29 protein-coding genes are annotated in these 24321 nt (G+C 45.7%); 8 read left to right on the top strand and 21 right to left on the bottom strand.

From position 1 onward, the window contains the following. Both pgm and seqA read right to left on the bottom strand, forming a co-directional pair. On the bottom strand, positions 1 to 1620 hold a 1620-nt coding region (gene pgm / locus B9J87_RS14415), incomplete at its 3' end, for a phosphoglucomutase (alpha-D-glucose-1,6-bisphosphate-dependent) (RefSeq protein WP_094151452.1). Between the two features lie 110 nt (positions 1621 to 1730). Continuing rightward, complete coding sequence (gene seqA / locus B9J87_RS14420; protein WP_010318681.1) at positions 1731 to 2276, bottom strand: replication initiation negative regulator SeqA; 546 nt, start codon at positions 2274 to 2276, stop codon at positions 1731 to 1733. 92 nt (positions 2277 to 2368) lie between these two features. On the opposite strand from seqA, the gene B9J87_RS14425 reads away from it, so the two are divergent. From B9J87_RS14425 to fldA, 3 genes are all read left to right on the top strand, one after another. Further along, positions 2369 to 3139: an alpha/beta fold hydrolase gene (locus B9J87_RS14425; RefSeq protein ID WP_094151453.1), complete on the top strand. Its 771-nt coding sequence runs from the start codon at positions 2369 to 2371 to the stop codon at positions 3137 to 3139. 108 nt (positions 3140 to 3247) lie between these two features. Then, a complete protein-coding gene (locus tag B9J87_RS14430; RefSeq protein ID WP_010318683.1) occupies positions 3248 to 3469 on the top strand; it encodes a DUF2788 domain-containing protein in 222 nt (73 codons plus the stop codon). A 48-nt stretch (positions 3470 to 3517) separates the two neighbouring features. Next, complete coding sequence (gene fldA, locus B9J87_RS14435; protein WP_013856340.1) at positions 3518 to 4051, top strand: flavodoxin FldA; 534 nt, start codon at positions 3518 to 3520, stop codon at positions 4049 to 4051. A gap of 66 nt (positions 4052 to 4117) precedes the next feature. Here the strand turns inward: fldA and B9J87_RS14440 are convergent, their stop codons facing one another. Together B9J87_RS14440 and B9J87_RS14445 are read right to left on the bottom strand one after the other, a co-directional pair. Further along, positions 4118 to 4819, bottom strand: a complete 702-nt coding sequence (locus B9J87_RS14440) for an LrgB family protein (RefSeq protein ID WP_094144632.1) — start codon at positions 4817 to 4819, stop codon at positions 4118 to 4120. Continuing rightward, positions 4816 to 5262 (bottom strand): CidA/LrgA family protein, encoded by a 447-nt coding sequence (locus B9J87_RS14445; RefSeq protein ID WP_013856338.1) that lies wholly within the window; start codon positions 5260 to 5262, stop codon positions 4816 to 4818. The genes B9J87_RS14440 and B9J87_RS14445 overlap by 4 nt, the downstream gene beginning before the upstream one ends. 117 nt (positions 5263 to 5379) lie before the next feature. On the opposite strand from B9J87_RS14445, the gene B9J87_RS14450 reads away from it, so the two are divergent. Further along, a complete protein-coding gene (locus B9J87_RS14450) occupies positions 5380 to 6264 on the top strand; it encodes a LysR family transcriptional regulator (RefSeq protein ID WP_094151455.1) in 885 nt (294 codons plus the stop codon). Here the strand turns inward: B9J87_RS14450 and B9J87_RS14455 are convergent. Beyond that, entirely contained in the window at positions 6261 to 6779 is a 519-nt protein-coding gene (locus tag B9J87_RS14455) for a DUF4442 domain-containing protein (RefSeq protein WP_010318688.1), read from the bottom strand. The two genes, B9J87_RS14450 and B9J87_RS14455, sit on opposite strands and share 4 nt — an antisense overlap. Positions 6780 to 6993: 214 nt before the next feature. Between B9J87_RS14455 and fcrX the strand changes: the two genes are divergently transcribed. Continuing rightward, a complete protein-coding gene (gene fcrX, locus B9J87_RS14460) occupies positions 6994 to 7443 on the top strand; it encodes a ferric iron uptake transcriptional regulator FcrX (RefSeq protein ID WP_010318689.1) in 450 nt (149 codons plus the stop codon). A gap of 115 nt (positions 7444 to 7558) precedes the next feature. Here fcrX and B9J87_RS14465 read toward each other — a convergent pair whose 3' ends face one another. The 3 genes from B9J87_RS14465 to fabB all read right to left on the bottom strand — a co-directional run bounded on the left by B9J87_RS14465 (position 7559) and on the right by fabB (position 11139). Then, on the bottom strand, positions 7559 to 8572 hold the full coding sequence (locus B9J87_RS14465) for an aspartate-semialdehyde dehydrogenase (protein WP_013856334.1): 1014 nt from the start codon (positions 8570 to 8572) through the stop codon (positions 7559 to 7561). Next, positions 8556 to 9701, bottom strand: a complete 1146-nt coding sequence (locus tag B9J87_RS14470; protein WP_094151457.1) for a 4-phosphoerythronate dehydrogenase — start codon at positions 9699 to 9701, stop codon at positions 8556 to 8558. The genes B9J87_RS14465 and B9J87_RS14470 overlap by 17 nt, the downstream gene beginning before the upstream one ends. 226 nt (positions 9702 to 9927) lie before the next feature. Next, on the bottom strand, positions 9928 to 11139 hold the full coding sequence (gene fabB / locus B9J87_RS14475; protein ID WP_094145627.1) for a beta-ketoacyl-ACP synthase I: 1212 nt from the start codon (positions 11137 to 11139) through the stop codon (positions 9928 to 9930). A 127-nt stretch (positions 11140 to 11266) separates the two neighbouring features. Here fabB and mnmC point away from each other — a divergent pair, with 127 nt between their 5' ends. Next, positions 11267 to 13294 carry a bifunctional tRNA (5-methylaminomethyl-2-thiouridine)(34)-methyltransferase MnmD/FAD-dependent 5-carboxymethylaminomethyl-2-thiouridine(34) oxidoreductase MnmC gene (gene mnmC, locus B9J87_RS14480; RefSeq protein WP_094151459.1) on the top strand — a complete coding sequence of 676 codons (2028 nt, stop codon included), beginning with the start codon at positions 11267 to 11269 and terminating at the stop codon, positions 13292 to 13294. Positions 13295 to 13408: 114 nt separating this feature from the next. Here mnmC and B9J87_RS14485 read toward each other — a convergent pair whose 3' ends face one another. From B9J87_RS14485 to B9J87_RS14495, 3 genes are all read right to left on the bottom strand, one after another. Next, positions 13409 to 13933, bottom strand: a complete 525-nt coding sequence (locus B9J87_RS14485) for an NADPH-dependent FMN reductase (RefSeq protein WP_026028358.1) — start codon at positions 13931 to 13933, stop codon at positions 13409 to 13411. A gap of 117 nt (positions 13934 to 14050) precedes the next feature. Then, positions 14051 to 14314 (bottom strand): YfcL family protein, encoded by a 264-nt coding sequence (locus B9J87_RS14490; protein WP_013856329.1) that lies wholly within the window; start codon positions 14312 to 14314, stop codon positions 14051 to 14053. A 32-nt stretch (positions 14315 to 14346) separates the two neighbouring features. Next, positions 14347 to 14877: an elongation factor P hydroxylase gene (locus B9J87_RS14495; protein WP_088729041.1), complete on the bottom strand. Its 531-nt coding sequence runs from the start codon at positions 14875 to 14877 to the stop codon at positions 14347 to 14349. A gap of 234 nt (positions 14878 to 15111) precedes the next feature. On the opposite strand from B9J87_RS14495, the gene B9J87_RS14500 reads away from it, so the two are divergent. Then, positions 15112 to 15735 (top strand): trimeric intracellular cation channel family protein, encoded by a 624-nt coding sequence (locus B9J87_RS14500; RefSeq protein WP_026027295.1) that lies wholly within the window; start codon positions 15112 to 15114, stop codon positions 15733 to 15735. Between the two features lie 166 nt (positions 15736 to 15901). On the opposite strand, the gene aroC is transcribed toward B9J87_RS14500, so the two are convergent. Together aroC and prmB are read right to left on the bottom strand one after the other, a co-directional pair. Continuing rightward, positions 15902 to 16987 (bottom strand): chorismate synthase, encoded by a 1086-nt coding sequence (gene aroC / locus B9J87_RS14505; protein ID WP_026028357.1) that lies wholly within the window; start codon positions 16985 to 16987, stop codon positions 15902 to 15904. Positions 16988 to 17171: 184 nt separating this feature from the next. Continuing rightward, positions 17172 to 18104: a 50S ribosomal protein L3 N(5)-glutamine methyltransferase gene (prmB, locus tag B9J87_RS14510; RefSeq protein ID WP_013856325.1), complete on the bottom strand. Its 933-nt coding sequence runs from the start codon at positions 18102 to 18104 to the stop codon at positions 17172 to 17174. Positions 18105 to 18167: 63 nt separating this feature from the next. Between prmB and smrB the strand changes: the two genes are divergently transcribed. Continuing rightward, the gene (smrB, locus tag B9J87_RS14515; protein ID WP_013856324.1) at positions 18168 to 18698 is read left to right on the top strand and encodes an endonuclease SmrB; all 531 of its coding nucleotides are present in this window, start codon (positions 18168 to 18170) and stop codon (positions 18696 to 18698) included. 56 nt (positions 18699 to 18754) lie between these two features. On the opposite strand, the gene flhB is transcribed toward smrB, so the two are convergent. From flhB to fliL, 8 genes are read right to left on the bottom strand one after another with little or no spacing between them, the layout of a single operon-like run. Further along, positions 18755 to 19885 (bottom strand): flagellar biosynthesis protein FlhB, encoded by a 1131-nt coding sequence (gene flhB, locus B9J87_RS14520; RefSeq protein WP_094151462.1) that lies wholly within the window; start codon positions 19883 to 19885, stop codon positions 18755 to 18757. A gap of 9 nt (positions 19886 to 19894) precedes the next feature. After that, positions 19895 to 20677: a flagellar biosynthetic protein FliR gene (gene fliR, locus B9J87_RS14525; protein WP_094151465.1), complete on the bottom strand. Its 783-nt coding sequence runs from the start codon at positions 20675 to 20677 to the stop codon at positions 19895 to 19897. 8 nt (positions 20678 to 20685) lie between these two features. Continuing rightward, a complete protein-coding gene (gene fliQ, locus B9J87_RS14530) occupies positions 20686 to 20955 on the bottom strand; it encodes a flagellar biosynthesis protein FliQ (RefSeq protein WP_013856321.1) in 270 nt (89 codons plus the stop codon). An 11-nt stretch (positions 20956 to 20966) separates the two neighbouring features. Then, entirely contained in the window at positions 20967 to 21866 is a 900-nt protein-coding gene (gene fliP, locus B9J87_RS14535; protein ID WP_038170156.1) for a flagellar type III secretion system pore protein FliP, read from the bottom strand. Beyond that, the gene (gene fliO, locus B9J87_RS14540) at positions 21853 to 22233 is read right to left on the bottom strand and encodes a flagellar biosynthetic protein FliO (RefSeq protein ID WP_013856319.1); all 381 of its coding nucleotides are present in this window, start codon (positions 22231 to 22233) and stop codon (positions 21853 to 21855) included. The genes fliP and fliO overlap by 14 nt, the downstream gene beginning before the upstream one ends. 33 nt (positions 22234 to 22266) lie before the next feature. Beyond that, positions 22267 to 22677 carry a flagellar motor switch protein FliN gene (fliN, locus tag B9J87_RS14545; protein ID WP_010318705.1) on the bottom strand — a complete coding sequence of 137 codons (411 nt, stop codon included), beginning with the start codon at positions 22675 to 22677 and terminating at the stop codon, positions 22267 to 22269. Positions 22678 to 22694: 17 nt separating this feature from the next. Beyond that, complete coding sequence (fliM, locus tag B9J87_RS14550) at positions 22695 to 23747, bottom strand: flagellar motor switch protein FliM (RefSeq protein WP_088729043.1); 1053 nt, start codon at positions 23745 to 23747, stop codon at positions 22695 to 22697. A gap of 7 nt (positions 23748 to 23754) precedes the next feature. After that, a complete protein-coding gene (gene fliL / locus B9J87_RS14555) occupies positions 23755 to 24255 on the bottom strand; it encodes a flagellar basal body-associated protein FliL (RefSeq protein WP_017045735.1) in 501 nt (166 codons plus the stop codon). Between the last annotated feature and the right edge of the window lie 66 nt (positions 24256 to 24321).

The following is a 24321-nucleotide window of genomic DNA, read 5'->3' on the forward strand; positions in this document are numbered from 1 at the left end:
ATTAACAATCTGTTGCGCTTCCGCTTCGATTTGCTTGAGGTGCTCATCGCCCTTAAAACTTTCACAATAGATCTTATAAATATCTTCTGTGCCTGATGGACGAGCAGCAAACCAGCCATAATCAGTGGTCACTTTTAATCCACCGATGGCTGCGCCATTGCCGGGAGCATGCGTCAAGCGGGCTGTGATCTCATCTCCTGCTAATGTTTGCGCAGAGACCATCTCTGGCGATAATTTGCTCAGCACTGCTTTTTGCGGGCCATTTGCGACAGCTTGAATACGACTATATTTAGACTCTCCATGTTTCGCGGCCAGATCTGCATAATATTGCTGCGGATTTTTACCTGTGACAGCGGTGATTTCTGCCGCCAGTAAGCAAAGGATAATACCGTCTTTATCCGTTGACCAAGGCGTTCCGTCTTTACGCAGGAATGACGCACCTGCGCTCTCTTCACCACCAAAACCGAAGTGACCACTGTATAAGCCATCAACAAACCACTTAAAGCCGACAGGTACTTCACACAGCTCACGGCCAAGATCAGCGACCACACGGTCAATCAATGCACTTGATACTAACGTTTTACCAACAGCGACTTCTTTACGCCATTGCTTGCGGTGACGATACAGATAATCGATGCATACGGCTAAGAAATGGTTTGGGTTCATCAAACCTTTCGGAGTGACAATGCCGTGGCGGTCGTAGTCAGGGTCATTACCAAACGCGAGATCATACTGATCTTTTAACGCTAATAACCCCGCCATTGCATAAGGAGAAGAACAGTCCATACGCACTACACCATCTTTATCGAGTGACATAAATTGGAATGTCGGATCCACCGCTTCGCTCACCAGTGTTAAATCAAGCTGATACGCTTTGCCAATTTGACGCCAGTAGTCAATACCACTGCCACCGAGTGGATCAACACCCAGTTTTAGATTAGCTTTTTGGATGGCCTCCATATCAATCACATTCACTAAGTCATCAATATAAGGTTTCACAAGATCAACTTGTTTAAACAGCGGCGATTGCTTTGCCGACATAATAGGCAGACGCTTCACGCCTTGCATGCCTTCTGCAATGATCTCATTGGCTCGGTTTTCAATCGCTTGGGTGATTTCCCCTTCAGCAGGACCGCCATGGGTAGGATTGTATTTAATACCACCATCTTGTGGTGGATTATGAGAAGGTGTGATCACAATGCCATCAGCTTTTTGCGCGTGCTTCAAGTTATGAGTCAAGATTGCGTGTGAAATACCCGGCGTTGGCGTATAGCCATTATCCTGTTGAACGATCACTTCAATTCCATTAGCGATCAGTACTTCAAGTACACTAGAAAAAGCAGGCTCAGAGAGTCCGTGCGTGTCTTTTCCGACAAAAATCGGCCCAGTGGTTCCTTGCTGAGCGCGCACTTCTGCTACCGCTTGAGTAATAGCAAGAATGTGGTTTTCGTTAAATGTCGATTTATCCGCGCAACCACGATGCCCCGAAGTACCAAATTGCACTTTATGGTCTGGGTTAGCCGCATCAGGTTGAAGTAAAAAGTAGTTTGCAACGAGCGCAGGGATATTATGTAAGTCTTCCTGCCGTGCTTTTTGTCCGGCGCGTGGGTGCATAGCCATTTTTGACATCCTTTCTTAAAATAACAACGAAATAAAAAGCCTCATGATACGGACTTAGTGGTCCGCAGTATGAGGCTTGAATCAGATTTTTATCTATGAATGGGCACAAATCAGATTGAGTGTGTCACTTTCTCAATAATGTCACTCGGGAAATTCATCAATACCATCAGCTGCTCGATCATCTGTTGTTTGCGGCTAGTATTGTTATTGGTAATGACCCAAAATGGTGTGTTTGGAATCGCTCTTGGCTTGGTTGTCTGCCCACTAGCAAGCAAGGTTTGCTCGTTGTCAGCAAAATACACACGCTTACGTCCTTTCACTAAGGTCGCTTCAGCAAAACTTACTGGATCGATACGGTACAAGGTTGAAAGCACTAACATAAAACGATCAATTGCTTTTTTCAAAGCCGCAAATTCATCAGAAATGAGCAAAGAGCGCATCTCTTTTACGCTATCAATCTGTATCTCTTGTACGGCATCTTTACTCACAACAATGCCCTTGGGCTCGGTACTTACTTGCGTCACGACCGCTGCTGCAGACACTTTACCGTCAACATTGAGTAAACGGCGTAAAATATCCGACGCGCTTTCTCCAATATGTTGGGTTTGGCTGGCAATATAACGGTATAGATCCTCATCAACCTCAATTGTTTTCATTCGCTTTTCACAATCTCAATGTTTAAACTCTGAGGGATTATAGCGAGATCTTCACTGATACTCTACGTTAAACCAATCACTAATAAGATAAAATGTCAGCACTTCTTAATTACAAACTCGAAGGTGAAGGTCACACCGTTGTTTTGATCCATGGTTTATTCGGCAATTTAGACAACCTAGGTTTACTTGCAAGAGACCTAAAAGCCGATCACCAAGTATTGAGTATTGACTTGCGTAATCACGGTCAATCATTTCACAGTGAGGAACATGATTACGCGAGCATGGCATTCGATGTTGCTAGTTTACTCGAAGAGTTAGCTTGTGATTCAGTCACGCTGATTGGCCATTCAATGGGCGGTAAAGTTGCCATGAAGCTGGCTGACATCGCCTCATCCAAAGTCGCCAAACTGGTGGTTTTAGATATGGCACCCGTTAGCTATCAGCATCGGAAACATGATAACGTACTGGCGGGGCTCAACGCGGTTATTGCGCAGCAGCCTACCTCGCGAGCAGAGGTCATGGCCATTTTAGCGCAACATATTGAGCTAGAAGGCGTACGACAATTTCTCAGTAAATCGTTATTTAAACGAGAAGATGGTGTAATGAGCTGGCGCTTTAATGTTCCCGCCATTGAAAAAAATTACTGGAATATTTTAGGCTGGGAACCAATCCCTTGCAGCTCTGTTCCAACCTTATTGGTTAAAGGCAGCGACTCTGATTATCTACTAGCGGAACACCAAGAAATGATCCAGCAGCAGTTTAGCCAAGCGAAAGCGCACGTCATCGCCAACACAGGGCACTGGCTACACGCAGAAAAGCCCGTTGAAGTTTTACGAGCGATCAGGAAGTTCATTGGCAGCTAGCCGCTTTACTGTGAAACAACAAGTGTGAAATAGGTACCAATGCGCGCATTAACTTTGACGAATAACAGTGTTATAGTGCGCTCAAGCAAATTGGCATAAAGGATACCCATGCTGTACGACTACATGAACATGCTTGAGTCGATTGGACTCGATCTTCTTTTTGCGTCTATATTTTTCCTTATCGGTATGGCAATAAAAGATGTCCTTAAGCAAGGTAATGTACCGCCATTTGGGCGCCGTATTGTATGGCTAGTTCTGTTTTTAGGTTGTGCTGGCTTTATTCTTAAAGGACTCATCCAACTCAGTTGGGAAGGTACCGGACTGGGGTAAAGAACACGCTCATCCGCCAGAAAATGACAAATTAAAGGTAATGATTCTATGGCAAGTGTAGGCCTCTTCTTTGGTAGCGATACCGGTAATACTGAAGCCGTTGCGAAAATGATTCAAAAGCAACTGGGTAAGCAGCTCGTTCACGTTCAAGATATTGCGAAAAGCAGCAAAGAAGACATTGATAATTTTGACTTATTGTTACTGGGTATCCCTACTTGGTACTACGGTGAAGCGCAGTGTGATTGGGATGATTTTTTCCCAGAATTAGAAGCGATCGACTTCTCAACGAAATTAGTTGCTATTTTTGGTTGCGGCGATCAAGAAGACTACGCTGAATACTTCTGTGACGCGATGGGTACAGTGCGTGACATTATCGAAAGCAAAGGCGCAACGATTATTGGCCACTGGCCAACTGAAGGTTATGAATTCGAAGCCTCTAAAGCCTTGGTTGCGGGTGACAATAGCCACTTTATTGGTTTATGCATCGATGAAGATCGTCAACCAGAGCTGACTGAACAGCGCGTCAGCACATGGGTTAAGCAGATTTATGAAGAGATGTGTTTAGCTGAACTTGAAGGCTAATCTCTTAAACATAAAAAATCCCCTTGCGAGGGGATTTTTTATTGGTCCATGTTCAAGCACTTTGCTTTACCAAAGTAGATGACCGATAAATGGAGCAAGCAACACAGTGACCATGCCCGCAATCATCATCACCACACTCGACACTACCCCTTCAGCATTGCCAATTTGATACGCTTTTGCCGTTCCTGCACCGTGCGCGGAAGCACCAAGACTGGCTCCTTTACCAAGCCCAGAGCGAATGGATAATAACGCTAACACCACTTCACCTACCGCCATGCCTATCACCCCAGTAAGTACCACAAACAGAGCAGTCAGATCACTTTGCCCACCAATTGACTTCGTTGCCTCAACAGCAAAAGGCGTGGTAATCGAGCGCATCGCTAAACTGCGCTGAAGCATATCGGGTAATTCAAACCAACGAGCCAATAAAACCGTGCTTCCCACAGCCACCACAACCGATACGAACACTCCCACGGATAGAGAGAGCCAGTGGCGCTTGATCAACAATCGGTTGTCATAGACCGGAATAGCAAAAGCCACTGTAGCCGGACCAAGTAGCCACAATAACCAATGAGATTCTGCCATATAGGTCTGGTAAGGGATGTGAAAGATCATCACAACAGCCACTAACAATATAGGGGCCAATAGCAGCGGCATTAAGAAAATAGAACGTTTACGTTGATAAAGGCACTTGCTGCCATAGTAAAAAGCCAAGGTTAACAGCAAGCAAAATACACCAAGCAGTGTTGAGGTAAGTAGTGAGCTCATGATGAACGCTCCACTTTAGTTAGGCGTATTGCCCGGTTGCTTTTTCTACGCGCTAATATCAGCTCTAAACGATACATTTTATCAACGGTCCAAGCAGTAATAGCAATGACCATGATGGTACTGATGACAAGTACCGCCATAATTCGTAACCCTTGTTGTTGCATTAACTCTTGATAGTTAACGACCGCAATGACCGCTGGTACAAAGAACAACAGCATTTCCGCCAATAACCAAGTTGCTCCCTTACGCAACCAATCAACTTTTACAACTCGCATAATCACTAAAGTTAATAGCAATAGCATGCCAGTTAAATTTGCGGGTAAAGGAATATGAAAAGTGCTGACTAGAAAATCCGCCAAAAACCAAATCATTGATAGCGCAACAACTTGTACCACTGTTTGCAGATTGTTTTTTACCCTTTGGCTGTTTCTTATTCTTTGCATGATGAGACTAATGCCGTTTTGTGAAATTAGTCACATTATATTAAGCTATGAAACCATCGTAAAATGACTTTTTATTATCATTTTCATGCCAAAATGGAATGATCAAAAGGAGATATTATGGATATTAAAGCACTGCGCTATTTTGTTGAATTGGTCAATCAACAAAGCTTTACCCGCGCATCCGAGCAACTGTTCGTCACCCAGCCCACCATCAGTAAGATGATCCGCAGTCTAGAGCAGGAAATTGAACAGCCACTATTACATCGTGAAGGTCGACGTTTCTGGCTTACCGATGCAGGAGAAGTTGTCTATCAAAGAGCGCTAGAGATCTTAGCGCAGATGTCTCAGTTAGAAGCTGAACTGATCGATCTCAATCAGGTAAAGCGTGGACAACTGCATCTCGGTATTCCACCAATGGTTGGACACCTTTATGCAGGTCTGATCCGCCAATACCGTCAAACCTACCCTCATGTAGAGCTCACCATCGTTGAGTATGGCGGACGTAAAATAGAGCAAGCTATCCTCAATGGCGAAATTGACGTAGCCGTCACCATGCTTTCGCCTCATCCGATTGATAATCTGCGGTCACTCTCCTTAGACAGTTACCCCATTTGCGCCGTACTCCCTGATACATCCCCTTGGAAGCAGCAAGAAGCTATCGGTTGGGAGCAACTACAAAATGAGCCATTTTACCTCTATACCCATGATTTTACGCTGAGTGACTACATCCACTCATTCTGCCTACAACACGGATTTACACCACAAGTTGCAGCGCGCAGTAGCCAATGGGATTTTTTAGTCGCGTTGGTCAAAAGTGGCGTAGGCGTTGCCTTTCTACCCGAACCACTTTGTCGACGAATTCAAGGAGAAGGCGTCTTAGTCAAACCGATGACACCCAGTATTGATTGGCACTTAGGATTAATATGGCACGCGGAACGGTACGTTTCTCGCACCGCCGAAGCTTGGATTGAGCTGTGCCAAATGCAGAACGAACAGCCTTAGCGGTCACAAAAAGTAACCATTTTGTCTGCATCACTCTCTTCTCTGTATTTAGGTTTTTTGCGCACGTACAATTTACGTTGCACTTCAGAGACCACTTCGCCTTTGGCATCCTTAACATGGATAACAAATTCCGGAAAGCATTTATCCCCATTGGCCGTGCTCACTAAGATTGAATCCAGTTGGTCTTGCGTTATCAGAAACTCCGCATACAAATCAGAATGGCCCGGTTTGATAAAGTTGATGCTGGCCTCTTTGTCCCATACATAATATTGCTCACCCAAAATCCCCATTAACATCAAAGAGTAAACAGGGTCAGTAAGAGAGAAAATGCTGCCACCATACTGAGTGCGATTGGCATTTTTGTTCCACCACCGCAGCTTTAGGCGCATTTTCACCTGACGGAAGTCGCTACTAATTTCATCAATGTGGATACCAGCGCCCCAAAAAGGGGGCCAGCTATTTAACGCCCACTTAACAATATTTGGCTTATAAAATCTTGCTAAAGAGTGATTCATTCCGTGCTCACCTTTTAAACCTATCGACTCAATCACTAATAAATGTTACGCAATTGTAACTGGTAAGAGCTGTTATATCAGTGATATTGCGCGGCTTTGTGACAAATATAAAGTAACCCTTTGAACTTCGTGGTTTATTGTTAGCAGTGACTCCCCTATAATGATCGCAATTATGAATTCTGTTAACTGCTGCAGATCATCAACAGGAAAGTGTATGTCAGATAATAACCAAGCGCTCAAGGATGCAGGTCTTAAAGTTACCCTTCCTAGGCTAAAAATTTTAGAAGTGCTACAGCAGCCTGAATGCCAACATATCAGCGCTGAAGAACTGTATAAGAAATTGATTGATCTTGGTGAAGAAATCGGTCTCGCGACTGTTTATCGAGTATTAAACCAATTTGATGATGCGGGTATTGTCACTCGTCACCATTTTGAAGGTGGAAAATCCGTTTTTGAACTTTCAACACAACACCACCACGACCACTTAGTGTGCTTAGATTGTGGTGAAGTGATTGAGTTTTCAGATGAGGTGATCGAACAACGCCAAAGAGAGATTGCTGAGCAATATAATGTACAGCTCACCAATCACAGCCTTTATCTATATGGTAAATGTGCCGACGGCAGTTGCAAGCAGAACCCTAACGCGCACAAGTCAAAAAGATAGCCATCATTCTCAGCCTTGAGCTGGACGATAATAAAAAAGCCGGGTGAATCAATCACTCGGCTTTTTTGTGTAAAGAGAAAGGAGTGGTAAGCCACTCCTTTTTACTAGGTATTAATTAGAAATAATCTCGAATCAACACTTCCGCAATTTGTACCGCATTTGTTGCAGCGCCTTTTCTCACGTTATCTGCCACTACCCACATGTTAATGCCACTGTGGTGACTGATATCGTTGCGAATACGCCCTACAAGAACCGTATCCTTCCCTCCCGCATCGCGAACTTGCGTGGGGAAATCATTCCCGCTGAATACTTCAATACCTTCAGTTTTCTCTAATAACTCAATAACTTGCTCAGCATCAATCGGTAAGCGTGTTTCAATATGCAGTGACTCAGCATGGCCGTAAAAAACTGGCACGCGTACACAAGTTGGGTTGACCATAATGGTTGAGTCATTGAATATTTTTTGCGTTTCCCACACCATTTTCATCTCTTCCTTGGTGTAGCCATTATCCATAAACTGGTCGATTTGTGGGATGCAGTTAAACGCAATTTGCTGGCTAAACACATCAGGATCGGCCGAAACACCGTTTAACAGCCTTGCGGTTTGTCCCGCCAACTCATCAATGCCTGACTTCCCAGCTCCTGAAACGGACTGATAAGTTGATACGTTAATTCGCTCGATACCCACAGCGTCGTGAATCGGCTTTAACGCCACCAACATTTGGATGGTTGAGCAGTTTGGGTTCGCAATAATATTGCGGTTACGGAAATCCGCAATCGCTTCAGGGTTCACTTCAGGCACAACAAGTGGGATATCGTACTCATAGCGGAAATGTGAGGTGTTATCGATGACTACCACGCCTTCTTCTGTGGCAATAGGTGCCCATTTTGCGGACAATTCACCACCAGCGGAAAACAGTGCAATCTGAACTTGTGACCAATCGAAATCTTCAACATTTTGTACTTGTATGGTCTTACCATTGAAGCGGTAGAATTTACCTTCACTACGCTCACTGGCAAGTAGGTAAAGTTCACCAACGGGGAATTTGCGATCTTTGAGCACTTCAAGCATGGTTTCACCAACCGCGCCGGTTGCTCCTAAAATAGCGATATTAAATTCTTGGCTCATTTGTTACCTCTGTTTTAAAACCTAATTTAGCTAAGGGAGTGAGATCACACGACTCACTACCGACGACAGTCATCGCGCTATATTCTCTTCTATCCCAATAAAGTTTACGCATTTGATCAAAAGCACCTGGTTTGCCAATTTCACGGCGAAACAAGGCGTCATCTTTGCGTACGTCATAAATCAATTGGGTTAAACTGCGTAATGTTTCTTCATCCCAACCGCGTGATAAATACACTTTGGCAATGGGGGTCTCGGGTAATAAACTACTGGCATTCGCGCAATGGTCATCACCAAGATACTCACAAAAACTATTGAAAATCATGGTCGTGCCTCGGGCTTTACCTTCTAACCCATAGCCAGCCACATGCGGCGTCGCAAACGCGAGCAAAGGCAGCAGTTCCATATCCACTTCAGGTTCAAATTCAAACACGTCTAAAGCGGCAATAAAACCATCATTCTTCTGTAGGCGTTGTTTCAGCGCTTGGTTATCCACCACAGGGCCACGAGCCGCGTTGATCAAGATCTGATCACTGCGCAACTGGGCAAGTCGAACTTCATCAATCAAGTGATGAGTTGGCCATTCACCACTTTTAGTAATGGGTGTATGCAGCGTAATGACATCCGCTTTATCAAGTAAAACATCAAGATGAGTAAACTCGCGGCAATCACCTTGTGCTTGTTTTGGGGGATCGTTGAGCAGCACATTAATGCCAATCCCCGCTAAACACTCGGCTAAATAGCTGCCGACTTGACCAGCACCAATAATGCCAACGGTTTTCTCTAAGGCAGAAAAACCATGCTGCTGTGCTAACACCATCAATACACTGAAAACATACTCAGCCACTCCCACCTTATTACACCCCGGTGCGGCAGTAAAAAAGATGCCTCTTTCAGCCAAAAGCGCTTGATCAACGTGGTCCATACCTGCCGTCGCCGTACCAACAAACTTTAATTTATTGGCTTTCGCTAATAGTGCTTGATTTACTCTCGTAACAGAACGAATCATCAAGGCGTCAACGTCGATAAGATCATCAGCCGTTAAGCTTCTACCGGGTTTCAACACCACCTCACCAAGCTGGCTAAATAACGATTCAGCATAAGGCATGTTTTCATCAATAAGGATTTTCATAGCGGAGTTCACAATTTTCGAAATTGAAGGAATTGTGCAGAAAAGCGCACAGACTGTCGAGAAGAAATCCCGCTTTCCATAAAAATGCCCGGCTCCTCACGGAAACCGGGCAAAAACCCAGAACAAAAGGATCCCGTCCCGCTCTCCATGGGACAGAGTCTGCGTCTGTTCGATCAGCTAAGCTGACCCGCTCTGGAAACCTTTTTATTAGAGGTGTGTAGGCGCATTAGCCTTGATACTTTTTGATCACTAGCGTCGCGTTCGTACCGCCAAAACCAAAGCTGTTAGACATCACAGTGGTTAGCTCTTGCTCGCGCATTGCGGTCACAATATCAAGGCCATCAGCCGCTGGATCTAAATTGTCAATGTTGATGCTTGGCGCGATAAAGCCGTGGTGAAGCATCAAGGTAGAGTAGATGGCTTCATGCACACCTGCCGCACCCAATGCGTGGCCAGTCATTGCTTTTGTTGCCGAGATAGCTGGGCTGTTGCCAGCGAACACTTCTTGAATGGCACCCAACTCTTTTACATCACCGACAGGTGTGGAAGTACCATGTGTATTGACATAATCCACACTATCTACCGCTTGCATTGCCATCTTCATGCAACGCACAGCGCCTTCACCTGATGGAGCCACCATGTCGTAGCCATCGGATGTCGCACCGTAACCGACGATTTCACCGTAAATTTTTGCGCCGCGAGCCAGTGCATGCTCAAGCTCTTCAACCACAACCATGCCGCCGCCGCCTGAAATCACGAAACCATCGCGGTCAGCATCGTAAGTACGTGACGCTTTTTCTGGTGTTTCGTTGTACTTAGTTGACAGCGCACCCATTGCATCAAACATCATAGTTAAAGACCAATCGAGCTCTTCACCACCACCTGCAAACACAACATCTTGCTTACCCAATTGGATAAGTTCCATTGCGTGACCAATACAGTGAGCCGACGTCGCACAAGCGGAGCTCATGGTGTAGTTGACGCCACGGATTTTAAATGGCGTAGCAAGACAGGCTGAAACAGTCGAAGACATAGTACGTGGAACCATGTAAGGACCAACGCGCTTCACGCCTTTTGTGCGCAATGTGTCGACAGCAATAACTTGGTTATACGACGACGCACCGCCAGAACCAGCCACAATACCAGTGCGGTCATTAGAGACCTGCTCTGGTGCTAAACCTGAATCGGCAATCGCTTGTTCCATTGATAGGTATGCAAACGCGGCCGCATCACCCATAAAACGCATCTGTTTGCGATCAATATGGTCAGCAGGGTTCATTTTCAGGCTACCCCACACTTGAGAGCGTAAACCGTTCTCTTTGAACTGCTCAGAAGCGGTAATACCTGATTTGCCTGCTTTTAGAGACGCTAAAACTTCTTCGACGTTGTTACCGATACTTGAAACAATACCCATACCGGTGATTACGACTCGTTTCATGTGACATTCCTATAATTCAAAATTCGCTTAGATAATAACTAAGAAGAATAACAAAAGTGGTCAGCTTTCCCAGAAATTCGTACAATCTCGAGCTATATATCGCCCGATTTCACAGAATTACACCATTATGACCAGCATAACCAACGCAACACTGGGTTGGAATGAAGCGGGCACACCCGTTTCCGACCAATTCGATGACGTTTACTTTTCCAACGTTAACGGCCTAGAAGAGACGCGTTACGTGTTTCTTTCCCAAAATCATATACCACAAAGATGGCACCAATATGACCAAAAACGATTCGTCATTGCCGAAACGGGGTTTGGCACTGGGTTAAATTTTCTCGCTGTATGGCAAGAATTTGATGCGTTTAGGCAACAAAACCCAAATGCGCCATTGCAAGCGCTGCATTTTATCAGTTTTGAAAAATATCCGCTCAATAAACACGACTTGATAACAGCGCACCAAGCGTGGCCTGAATTAGCGACTTATGCGAAAAAGCTTCAACAACACTACCCGATTGCAGTACCAGAATGTCATCGCATTGTTCTTGATGATGGCGCCATTACCCTTGATCTTTGGTTCGGTGATATCAAAGAGTGTATGCCGCAAGTTCCCACAACCGAGCAAGGCGTGGTAGACGCATGGTTTTTGGATGGTTTTGCTCCCAGTAAAAACCCTGAAATGTGGAATCAAACACTGTTTGAGAATATGGCCAAACTGGCGAAACACAAAGCCACGTGCGCCACTTTTACCGCCGCAGGTTTTGTACGACGCGGATTGATAGAAGCAGGCTTTTCGATGAAAAAAGTGAAAGGCTTTGGCACCAAAAGAGAGATGATTGCTGGTCAACTGGAACACAAAACGCCGTACAGCAATATAAAACCTTGGTTTGCGATTGCGCCGACAACCAATGTTACCGACGTGGCGATCATCGGCGGCGGCATTGCTAGTGCCACATTAGCTAAAATGCTCAATCGCCGCGGTATCAATGTCAGCCTGTATTGCGCCGATCCTCAGGCCGCTCAAGGTGCTTCAGGTAACCGACAAGGTGCGGTTTACCCACTGCTGAATAAAAACCACAGTGGTGTATCGCGTGTTTTTGCGCCCGCTTTTCTGTTTGCTCGGCAATTTGTTGAGCAAATGGCGCAAATCGTCCCTTTTGATCATGATTGGTGTGGTGTGACCCAATTGATGTGGGATGAAAAATCGACCCAAAAACAGATGGCGATGCTTGAAGGGAAATTTAACCCTCAGCTAATGCACTACTGCGATCAACAAGCAACGTTACAAAACGTCGGCTTACCGACTGACATGGTCAGCTTACATTACCCACTCGGAGGATGGCTTTGCCCTGCTCAACTGACACAAGGCCTGTTTGACCAATTAAGCCAAAGTGAGCGATTCAACGCCTATTTCAATCACGAGGTGGAGTCTTTGCACTGGGATGAAATACAGCGGCAGTGGACATTAAGTATTAATGGTAACGAAAAGCACCATCAGTGTGTGGTCATTGCAAACGGTCATCAATTTGACCATTTCGAGCAAACACAAGCGTTGCCACTTGGCAAAGTGAAAGGACAAGTAAGCCATATTCCAACCTCAAAAACATTGCAAAAGCTGAGCAGCGTGTTGTGTTACGACGGCTATATGACACCGCACAACCCCAACACTCAACAGCACTGCATTGGCGCAAGCTATGACCGAAGTCAAATCAACCAAGCATTCGATGCGGCGGCGCAGCAAGAGAATGGACAACGCTTAACCCGTTGTATTAACGACCAAAACTGGACACAGCAAGTCGATACATCTAGCAATCAATCTCGCCAAGGCATTCGCTGTGTCAGCCGCGATCATTTGCCGTTTGTCGGGAATGTGGGCAACTTTGAACAGATCAAGATCGACTACCAGCCGTTACCGTCACAAGATCCGCAACAGACTCCATCTGTGGCTCACTATCCTCATTTGTACTGCATGCTCGGGCTAGGATCGCGAGGACTAAGTTCTGCGCCATTAATGGCTGAGTTGCTGGCTTCACAAATGAATGGCGATCCGCTACCACTTGCTGTTGATGTACTCGAAACGCTTCATCCAAGTCGAATGTGGGTGAGAAAACTCAAAAAAGGCAAAGCCATCACCGAACGTACTCCTCGATAAAACCCATCATAGAAAAAAGCCTTACTTATCCAGCAAGGCTTTTTTAATGCTCACTTTTTCACGCGAAAAGGCGTGAAACTTAACGTGAGACGAACTTAAAACGAGACAAGAAAGCTATACGAGCTTCGCAATCGCGTCTTTCAATTGTGCAGCCACTTCTGGATTAGTCACTTGACCCGTAGCCAAGTCAAAATTGTCATAAAAACTCGGTACCGAGACAGACGCTTTTACATTACCACCAAAATAAGGAGCAGAATTATTTGCCGCCGCCAAAACCGATTGCGCGCCACCAGGACCAGGAGAGCTGGCTAGGTAAACAGCAGGTTTACCTTTGAATAGTTCACGGTCAATGCGTGTTGCCCAGTCAAATAAATTTTTGTACGCCGCTGGGTAGTGACCATTATGCTCAGCAAAAGAGATAACAAACGCATCCGCTTGAGCAAGATCACGCAGAAAAGCTTGAGCGCCTTCGGCTTGACCAAGCTCTTTTTCAAGATCTTCGCTAAACATAGGAACGGTATAGTTGTTAATATCAAGCACCACCACGTCTGCACCTTCGATGAGGTGAGCGGTGTAAGTGGCCAATGCTTTATTGATTGAAGTTGAGCTGTTTGATGCTCCAAATGCGATGACTTTCATGGTGTTGCCCTTGTGTGTTCGAATATGGCTTAAGCATAGCGATCGCACAAATTAACAACAACCATAAAAATTTTACGGACTCATTCAAAGAATTCGAATGAGTTAAGTGTGCTCATCTTAAGCTTGGTTGTGAAGCTCGGTCCATAAATCGAACACAATCACGCGGTCGGCAGGCGTAAGCTCTGTGCGCGCTTGCTCTAGGCTCTGCTCAATTCGTGCTTTAAACAGAGATAGATCGTCAATTCCTTCATCTTCACACGCGGCTGCAGACAAAGAAATATGACCTCGCAAATAACCACCCGCAAACAATTCATCGTCCGATGCCGTCGCAATACGTGCATCAATCATTTCCAGCAGTTTTTCTTCAAATCCAATAATCATACAACTCTCATTTTCTCTTATTATTTAGCTAGTTACCTGATAATAAAGTGCTCTAGCCTTAATTCTGTCGTACCATAAAAAGCACGTAATGCATCTGACAGCATCTTCACTCGGGGTGGAAGTCCAACCTGTAAGATAGCGACTACCTCACGATGTACCTGAGTCATAAAGGCGATACGGTCTGGTTCAAAATCGCCGTGTAGGTTGTCACAACTCACAGTAAAAGGAAAGCCAGCACTGACCGATAAAATCCACTCATACGCTTGAGGGCGAACCTCTACTTTTTCAAATTCGGCTTGAACTTGCGCGGTTCGCCCGTCTGGTTGATACCAATAGCCAAAATCTTCCATCAATCGCCGTTCAGGGCCGGCGACACACCAATGCGCGATTTCGTGCAGTGCCGAGGCAAAGAATCCCCGTGCGAAAATGATGCGGTGATGATTGATTTGCGCATCAGCAGGCAAGTAAATCGGCTCATCACCACCGAGCTCTAAACGCGTATTGAATGGCTCAAAAAAAGTGTCATTGAACAGGGAGATCAAGTCTTGGTAGTGATGTGTCATCGCTCAGTCATGCAGGCAAAAATTTCTCAACGCATTCTCTTATTTTTCTGTAGTCAGGTAAAGCCATTCAATCGCCCCACTTCATTAGTTTTATTAATCGGTCAAACGGTTTCTTGGCATAAAATCTCATTCGCCATCGCCTGACTTTACTACTACACTTGCGCCTCCATTTTTAAGTTCAACCGCTTTCTCGGTTCTTATATACCTAAGGAAGTGCTGTCGGAGTACCGCATTATGTTGCTCAGTGTTTTATATATTATTGGTATTACTGCCGAAGCGATGACTGGCGCATTGAGTGCAGGCCGTCGAAAAATGGATTGGTTCGGTGTGATGTTAGTAGCGAGTGCCACTGCGATTGGAGGCGGTACGGTGAGGGATATTTTACTCGGCCATTATCCGCTAGGTTGGGTGAAGAATCCGGAGTTTTTAGCCATTACCTGCATCGCAGGCGTTCTCACCACAGGCTTAGCTAAATGGGTAATCAAACTCAAAGGGTTGTTCATTCGTTTAGATGCATTGGGGCTAATTGTGTTCAGTATCATAGGCACAAAAGTCGCAATGGGCATGGGTTTGCATCCCGGCATTTGTATGGTTTCTGCGTTGGTCACTGGGGTGTTTGGTGGGTTATTACGCGATTTAATCTGCAGACAAACGCCACTGGTACTGCATGAAGAACTCTACGCTTCGGTTTCATTAGTCGCTTCAGGGCTTTATTTAACCTTGCTCGCATTCGGCATCAATGATGTCACCAGCACGATAGTAACGCTTATTGTGGGTTATTTATTGCGTATGGCGGCAGTGCGTTTTAAATGGCGTTTACCTTCTTTCCAGCTTGATGCTGAAAATCAGATTCATTAGCCATAATCCAATGTTAGATATTCCGATGTTAGATATTTAGTTAGTTAGCTGACTTGTTTCGATAAAAAATTCATTCAGCCGCGGAAATTGGCCAAACAGAAAATTGCTTAAAACAAAAGCGCCCTAACAAGAAGGGCGCTTTTCATTTTAATTCGGTTATGCTGGATTAGATTTTAGGCGTTTCTGTTTGAACCGCAAAATTCTGCCCGCGATGACGAAGTAAGTGGTCCATCAACACAATCGCCAGCATTGCTTCGGCAATGGGCACGGCGCGAATACCAACGCAAGGATCATGGCGACCTTTCGTGATAAGTTGTGTGGGTTCACCCGTGCGAGTAATGGTATCGCCAGGTACTGTAATACTTGACGTGGGTTTAAGCGCAATACTGGCAACAATATCTTGCCCAGTCGAAATACCGCCTAAAATACCGCCGGCATGATTTGAGCGAAAGCCGTTCGGTGTTAGAGGATCTCGATGCTGGCTGCCTTTTTGCTGCACGACATCAAAACCGTCACCAATCTCTACCCCTTTCACCGCATTAATGCTCATCAAAGCATGCGCAATATCCGCATCTAGACGATCAAATACCGGCTCACCTAAACCAACAGGCAGGTTTGTCGCGACAACTTGAATCTTTGCACCGATCGAATCACCTTCTTTTTTCAAATCACGGATCAGTTGGTCGAATGCCGCAACTTTGTCTGCATCTGGACAGAAAAAGGCGTTATTCTCAATTTCATTCCAATCCACTTTATCGATACAAACATCACCCATTTGTGACAAGTAAGCGCGAATTTCAACCCCAAATTCTTGTTTGAGATATTTCTTCGCAATGGCTCCCGCTGCCACTCGCATCGCTGTCTCACGTGCTGATGAACGACCACCACCACGATAGTCGCGAATGCCATATTTTTGATGGTAGGTATAATCGGCATGACCGGGGCGAAACTTGTCTTTAATGTCTGAATAATCGGTTGAACGTTGGTCGGTATTTTCAATTAATAGACCAATCGATGTACCTGTGGTTTTCCCCTCAAATACACCAGAAAGAATTTTGACTTCATCCGCTTCACGGCGCTGCGTTGTATAGCGAGATGTGCCAGGACGGCGACGATCTAGGTCTATCTGTAAGTCAGCTTCTGTAATTTCTAAGCCCGGAGGGCATCCGTCGACGATACATCCTAGTGCGATACCGTGACTTTCTCCGAATGTCATCACCCGAAAATGTTGTCCGATACTGTTTCCTGCCATTACTTCCTCAATATTGATGACACTGAGCGACATGCTCCCTATCACCGCTTCATTCTATTGTTCGTGGATTCATAGTGGCTTTATTACGAAATGATGTAAAGCCCCAAAATAAAGCAATGTGTATTTTTCTAATGGATAAAAAAATGCCAGCACTGTGGCTGGCGTTTTTCTTATGCGTACGGCATTAGTCGATATAAAGCGCAAAGTCGCTAGCGCAATCAACCAACTGCTGGCGAGTCAGCATGAATACGCCATGCCCACCATTTTCAAATTCAAGCCAAGTAAACGGAATGTGGTCGTATTGGTTCATCATATGCACCATCGAATTGCCCACTTCACAGATCAAAATACCGTTATCAGTCAGGTACCCCGCCGCATTGGCCAAAATACGACGCACCAATTTCAAACCATCGGTACCGGCGGCTAAGCCGAGTTCTGGTTCGTGTTTGAACTCTTTGGGCAAACTATTCATATCTTCTTGATCCACATACGGTGGATTCGACACGATTAGGTCATATTTCTCTTTTGGCAAATCACGGAATAGATCGGAACGGATCGGGAAAACTTGTTGCTCCATACCGTGATCTTGAATATTTTGCTCTGCCACTTGCAGTGCGTCGGTTGAGATATCAATCGCATCCACTTCAGCATCAGGGAACGCGTGGGCGCACGCAATGGCGATGCAACCGCTGCCAGTACACAAATCCATAATGCGTACAGGCTCGTCGATCAACCAAGGTTGGAACTGCGCTTCAATCAATTCTCCAATCGGTGAACGTGGCACCAGTACTCGCTCATCCACATAAAACTCAAGGCCACAGAACCAGGCTTTATTGGTTAAATAGGCGATAGGAGTACGTTCATTAATGCGCTTAATCACCCGTTCAACAATACGCAGACGTTCGCTGCCTGTTAAACGAGAATTCAATACATGCGGAGGAACATCAATCGGAAGATAGAGTGTCGGTAGGATTAGCTGAACGGCTTCATCCCACGCATTATCGGTCCCATGACCATAAAATAAGTTGGCGGCATTAAAACGACTGACCGTCCAACGAATCATATCTTGAAGCGTGTGAAGTTCAGAAACCGCCTCTTCTACAAAAATCTTATCCAAAATTGCCTCCGAAAAGCGCTACAATACTGCCAATATCGATCTGTTAGAAAATGACCAAACCCAATGAGCCAAAAAGAGACCGAACACGATGACGCTTTCGACTTGTTTCGGGATGCAGTAAAGGGCGTTAAAAAGTTGCGACAGGATACCATAATCCAGCCGCCAAACAGAAACCCCAAACAAAAAGAAATCCGCCGTATTGCACGGGAAGCCAGCGATACCGAATTTTATTTTTCCGATGAGTTTATACCAAAACTCAGCGATGAAGGCCCGACGCGCTATGCTCGTGATGATGTGTCGAAATATGAAGTCAAACGGTTAAGACGTGGCGTCTATGTGCCAGATGTATTTTTGGATATGCACGGCATGACACAGCAAGAAGCGAAACGAGAGCTCGGAGCGATGGTTGCTTATTGTGTTAAAGAAAATATTCACTGCGCCTGTGTCCAGCATGGGATCGGTAAACACATTCTCAAACAAAAAGTTCCTCTCTGGCTCGCTCAACATCCTGATGTGATGGCGTTTCATCAAGCCCCCCTTGAATTTGGCGGGCATGGCGCGGTATTGGTGCTGCTTTCCATTCCTGATAAGTGATTTAAACTGACGCTAACTTCAGCATCGACGCTTTTGCTCCAGCATAACGATGAGGATTAATGTCGTAAATCCGGTGGGATCGGCATGTTATTCTCATCGAGTTTGGGTCTTTGGCCACCGCGTTTACGATACTGCTTAAGCTGAAAGACATAAGCCAGTACCTGCGCGACCGCCACGAAAAGCCCGTCGGGGATCTCCTGCTCAAGATCGGTTGTGTGATAAAGCGCTCGAGCCAAAGGCGGTGCGGGGATGATGTGTATATCATGCGCACGTGCTACTTCACGAATTTTCATCGCCATGTGATCGACGCCTTTAGCCACCACAATCGGTGCTTTATCCGTATTTTGTTTATAGCACAGCGCAACGGAGAAGTGTTCTGGGTTGGTGATGATTACATCCGCTTGTGGCACTTCCGCCATCATCCGCCGCTGAGCCGCTTCACGCTGCAACATCCGAATTCGGCCTTTAACCTCCGGTTTTCCTTCCGTATCTTTGTATTCGTCTTTTACTTCTTGCTTGGTCATTTTTAGTTGGTCAGCGTGCTGCCAGATTTGGAATGGGATATCGATGGCAACTACGACCAATAAAGAACAACTGATCAGCAACACGAAGTTGAGCAAGATATCGAGCGCATGGAAAATATTTTGTGGATAGACATCCATGCTCAGTTGAAATAGATCTTCTTTAGATGCATTGATCAGATAAAAAGCAACGCCAGAAACAAGCAGTACTTTCAAAATGGACTTAAATAACTCAACCCAACTTTGCAAACCGAACATACGTTTTAAGCCGCTGAGCGGGTTCATTTTGGAGGCTTTCGGCATCGCAGCCTCGACGGAGAAATTAATCCCCCCCACACCGGCGGCTCCAATTAATGCAGCGATAAATAGAGTTAACAAAATAAGAACTAAAGGCAATATCAACACCACCAACGAACCTGCGGCAATATCAAACAGCTTGCCAAGATCAAACACTTCTTCTCGGCTTAAGGTAAAGGTTCGCTCCATCCCAGCATATAAAGCCCGTGCTAATGCATCCCCAAACCACATTAATGCAATTGCACCAATCACTAATACCGAAACGGAAGCCAACTCTTTTGAACGAGCGACTTGACCTTTTTTTCGCGCCTCATCCAATCGCTTGGGCGTGGCGTCTTCGGTGCGTTCTTGACCGTCTGACTCTGCCAAACGCGCCTCCTAACAGTTCATGCGGATTAGGCGACAAATTTGCTGCTCGCCTTCTAACCAGAATAGATCATAGTGGCTATACAAGCCGCCTAAAATATACCAACAGAGCAACAAGCCGACTAAAAGTGCAAACGCAAAGCCCAAAGAAAAAATATTAAGCTGAGGAGCCGCACGAGTCATCACGCCAAACGCTAAGTTAACCGTTAATAGCGCAATGATGCCCGAAAGAGACATACTCAGCGCCACTTTAAACATGATGCCAAGCCACAGCGCGAGTTCACGAAAGTCCACTGTGGTCAACGCCCCGCCACCAATAGGCAAGGTTTTAAAACTGAACACCACCAGTTGGATCATCTTTAAATGACCATCGGTTGCTAAGAAGAACAAGGTCGCTAAAAACATAAACAATTGACCAAGCAAAGGGGTGTTCTGCCCGTTTACGGGGTCGACCATTGAAGCAAAACCTAAGCTGGCTTGCATACCCAATATTTGGCCAAGCATAACAAAGGTTTGGATTATAAACTGGGTGATCATGCCCATTGCAACGCCAATAATAATCTGCTCAAAGGTGGTCAAAAAACCTTTAAATGAAAGTAGTTCAACGGTCTCTGAAACGACAGGAATCGCGGGCATCACGGCGAAGGTAATAGCCAAACCTAAGTAGAGCCGCACTCGGGTCGGAACAAAGCGGGCCCCAGTGACTGACATCACCATCAGCATGGCGGAAATACGAGTGTAGGGCCAAAAATAGCTAGCAATCCACTCTAAAACGAGGCTTGTTGGGTACTCCATTCAAGCTCCTAGTACAGTACCTGTGGTAGCCGTTCAACGATAGAGAAGAAATACTCCATCAACATCTGCGTCATCCAATGGGCAAAGAACATCAGTGCCAGTAACGTCACAATGAGACGCGGTAAAAAGCTCAACGTCTGTTCGTTAATTGAGGTCGCGGCTTGGAAAATGGCGACCACTAAGCCAATCAACAAACTCGGGATGATGATGGCGCACACCATGATAAGCACCATCCACAGCGCGTCTCGAAACAGCTCAACAAAGACTTCAGGAGTCATTCGCGCCCCCGCTATAAAGCAAAACTGCCGGCTAGCGTTGAGAGGATCAAGTTCCATCCATCCACTAGTACAAACAGCATGAGTTTAAAAGGCAGCGAGACGATCATCGGCGAAAGCATCATCATACCCATCGCCATCAAAACAGACGCCACCACTAAATCAATGATTAAAAAGGGTAAAAATAGCATAAAGCCGATTTGAAACGCCGTTTTTAGCTCCGAGGTGATGAACGCAGGGATCAGCACCGCCATCGAGACCTCTTCAGGATTGGTTGCGTCAGAGCCCGATATCTCAACAAAGGTTTCTAAATCTTTGACTCGCGTCTGTTTCAGCATGAAGGCTTTTAGTGGCTCTTGAGCCGTATCAAACGCTTGACGCGCCGTCATCTGCTCATTGAGATACGGCTGCACAGCTTGCTCATTAATGGCGTTGATGACTGGTGACATAATGAAAAAAGTGAGAAAAATAGCGATGCCGATAATTACTTGGTTTGACGGCGTTTGTTGCAGGCCCATTGCCTGGCGCAAGATCGACATCACAATCACGATACGTGTAAAGGAAGTCATCAAAATGACCATGGCAGGCAAAAAACCCAACATGGTCATCAAGGCTAAAATTTGTAGATTGATCGAGTAATCTTGACTGCCATCTGAATTGGTCGTCATGGTAAATGCTGGAATACCGCCACCACCACTGACGCTACCAGCGGCTATCGTTTTAGAGGCACCACTGTCTTTATTCATCGCCGTTACTGTCACCGTTTCTGCGCCTACGGCGCTGGAAGGAATTGGCGTGGCTAACTCTTGCTCTGAAAACGCAAACGGGGTAAACAATAATGCCACCAGCAACATAGAAAGATGCCATAGATGAGCAAGGTAACCCAATGAGGCCGTGCGACTATTTCTTGTCATTTTTCTTTAGCAGCTGAGTCAGTTGACCGGCAAACGGACTGACCTCAGCCTCCTCCTGTTTGAGTGGGGCATCTAATTTGGCGATCAATTGGACGGATTGTGACGTGACTCCGACGAGAAATTGTTCTTCTCCCGCTTGCACAATAACGATACGCTCTTTAGTACCCACCGGCAGTTGACGTACAATGCTCAGCCCTTTTTGATTACCGAACGTGGGCACTCGCATGCGCTTTAACACCCAAGCCAAAAAGAGAATTAGCGCAATAACGAACAAAAGCGACCCGAAAGTGGTCGCTAAATCTAAGTGATCATTCGGCGCTGCCATCGCCTGGCTTGAACAGAGCAATAAACCGATCAGTTTTTTCATCCAAATACTTCTTTTTCGTAAACTGACGTTATGCTAACGCAGCTTTTTAATACGCTCAGTCTGGCTGATTACATCGGTTAAACGAATACCGAATTTATCGTTAACCACTACCACTTCTCCATGAGCAATCAAGGTGCCGTTCACCATCACATCCAATGACTCACCCGCGATGCGATCAAGCTCAACCACCGAGCCTTGGTTCAATTGCAGTAAGTTACGAATGCTGATCTTCGAACGCCCCACTTCCATCGAAATGGTCACAGGAATGTCCATGATCGTATCAAGTTTGCGGCGCTCATCTTCGGTGATCGGTGGTGAAGTGTCTTTCAATTCATCAAGAGGCGCGGCCAGAATTTCATCTACATCAATACTAGGCGCGGATGGGTCTTCCCCTAATGCGGCTGCCCATTCGTCTGCCAATCTTTGGTCGTCACTTGGTTCCATCTTCGTTACCTACTCTATTATTCTTCGTTATCTTCTTCGTCATCATCTTCAAATTCAGACATGATGTCTTTGCCTAAAAAGGCGAGATCCGTTTTTACTACATCAGGGCGTTTAATTTTTTCAGAGACTTGAACCGCCATTTTTTCACCAGAGCGGCCCATTTTCACTCGGTAAGTTGGCAGCTCTTCAACAAACATCGTTGCGTTTTTTGGCATTTTAATTGGGATGATATCGCCTACTTGTAGATCCATTAAGTCACGCAATGAAATGTCTTGTTCTAATAAATTGACTCGGAAATTGACGGGTACATCCATGATCTCTTCGCGCAGTGCAGAACTCCAACGCACATCGGTTTCCATTTTATCCGACTGGACACCCGCATCGAGTAACTCACGGATGGGTTCAACCATCGAATAAGGCATGACCACGTGGAAATCGCCGCCGCCGCCATCGACTTCGATATGAAACGAGCTCACTACGATCACTTCCGTTGGGCTGACGATGTTAGCCATACTTGGGTTCACTTCTGAATCCAAATATTCAAACTCAACGCCCATCACCGGTGACCAAGCTTCTTTGTAGTCACCGAAAACAATTTTTAACAGTAATTGAATGACACGTCGTTCTGTTGGCGTAAATTCGCGCCCTTCAATTCGAGCGTGGAAACGGCCATCGCCACCAAAAAAGTTTTCCACCAAAATGAAGACTAAACGCGCTTCCATCGTGACCAACGCGGTCCCTTTTAACGGACGAAAACGCACCATGTTCAAGCTGGTCGGAACATAAAGCGTATTTTGGTATTCACCAAACTTCATCATTTGTACGCCGTTAATCGACACTTCAGCCGTTTTACGCAGCATGTTGAACAAACTAATACGCATGTGACGAGCAAAACGTTCGTTGATAAGCTCCAGCGTAGGCATTCGCCCACGGACGATGCGGTCTTGCGAAGAGAAGTCAAAGTTAATCGCCGACTTATCGGCAACATCGTCATCGTCTTCCGCCTCATCAACACTGTCTACACCATGAAGCAGGGCATCAATTTCGTCTTGGCTTAATAAATCAGTCACTTCTCACCTACTGCATTACAAAATCGGTAAACAACACTTTTTCGATCACAGGTTGCCCAACCGCTTTAGTGAGTGCCGCTTTAATATCATCTGTCGCCTTATCTCTCAGCTCAATTCGCCCGGTAGGGCTACGAAGCTGTTCCACAGTGGCAGACGCAAAAGTGGCCAGTAAAGAACTTTCCACTAAAGGTGAATGGTAACGTGCAAGGCTTTCGTTTTCTGAACCTCGCACCATCAACTGCACTTTGATTTGCACCAAACGATCTTTCTTATCACCCGTGACGTTAAACACAAACGGCTGTGCAATATTAACGTAAGCTACAGGATCCGTTGGCAAAGCTTGCTGCGCTGCGGGGGCTTGCTCACTCGTGGCTTCACCCTCATCTCCGCTCATCAAAAAGAAAGCTGCACCACCACCACCAAGCAGTAACACTACGGCAGCAATAATGATAATCAGCAGTTTTTTCTTCCCTTTGGGGGCTTCCGCGCCTAACTCTTCATCGGCCATAATGTTCTCTATGTCGTTATTTTTAATATTAGTTTAAGCGTAATAACTGATTCCATCACGCTTTGA

This window comes from Vibrio sp. V19_P1S1T109 (genome assembly GCF_002241375.1).
Taxonomy (GTDB): Bacteria; Pseudomonadota; Gammaproteobacteria; order Enterobacterales; family Vibrionaceae; genus Vibrio; species Vibrio anguillarum.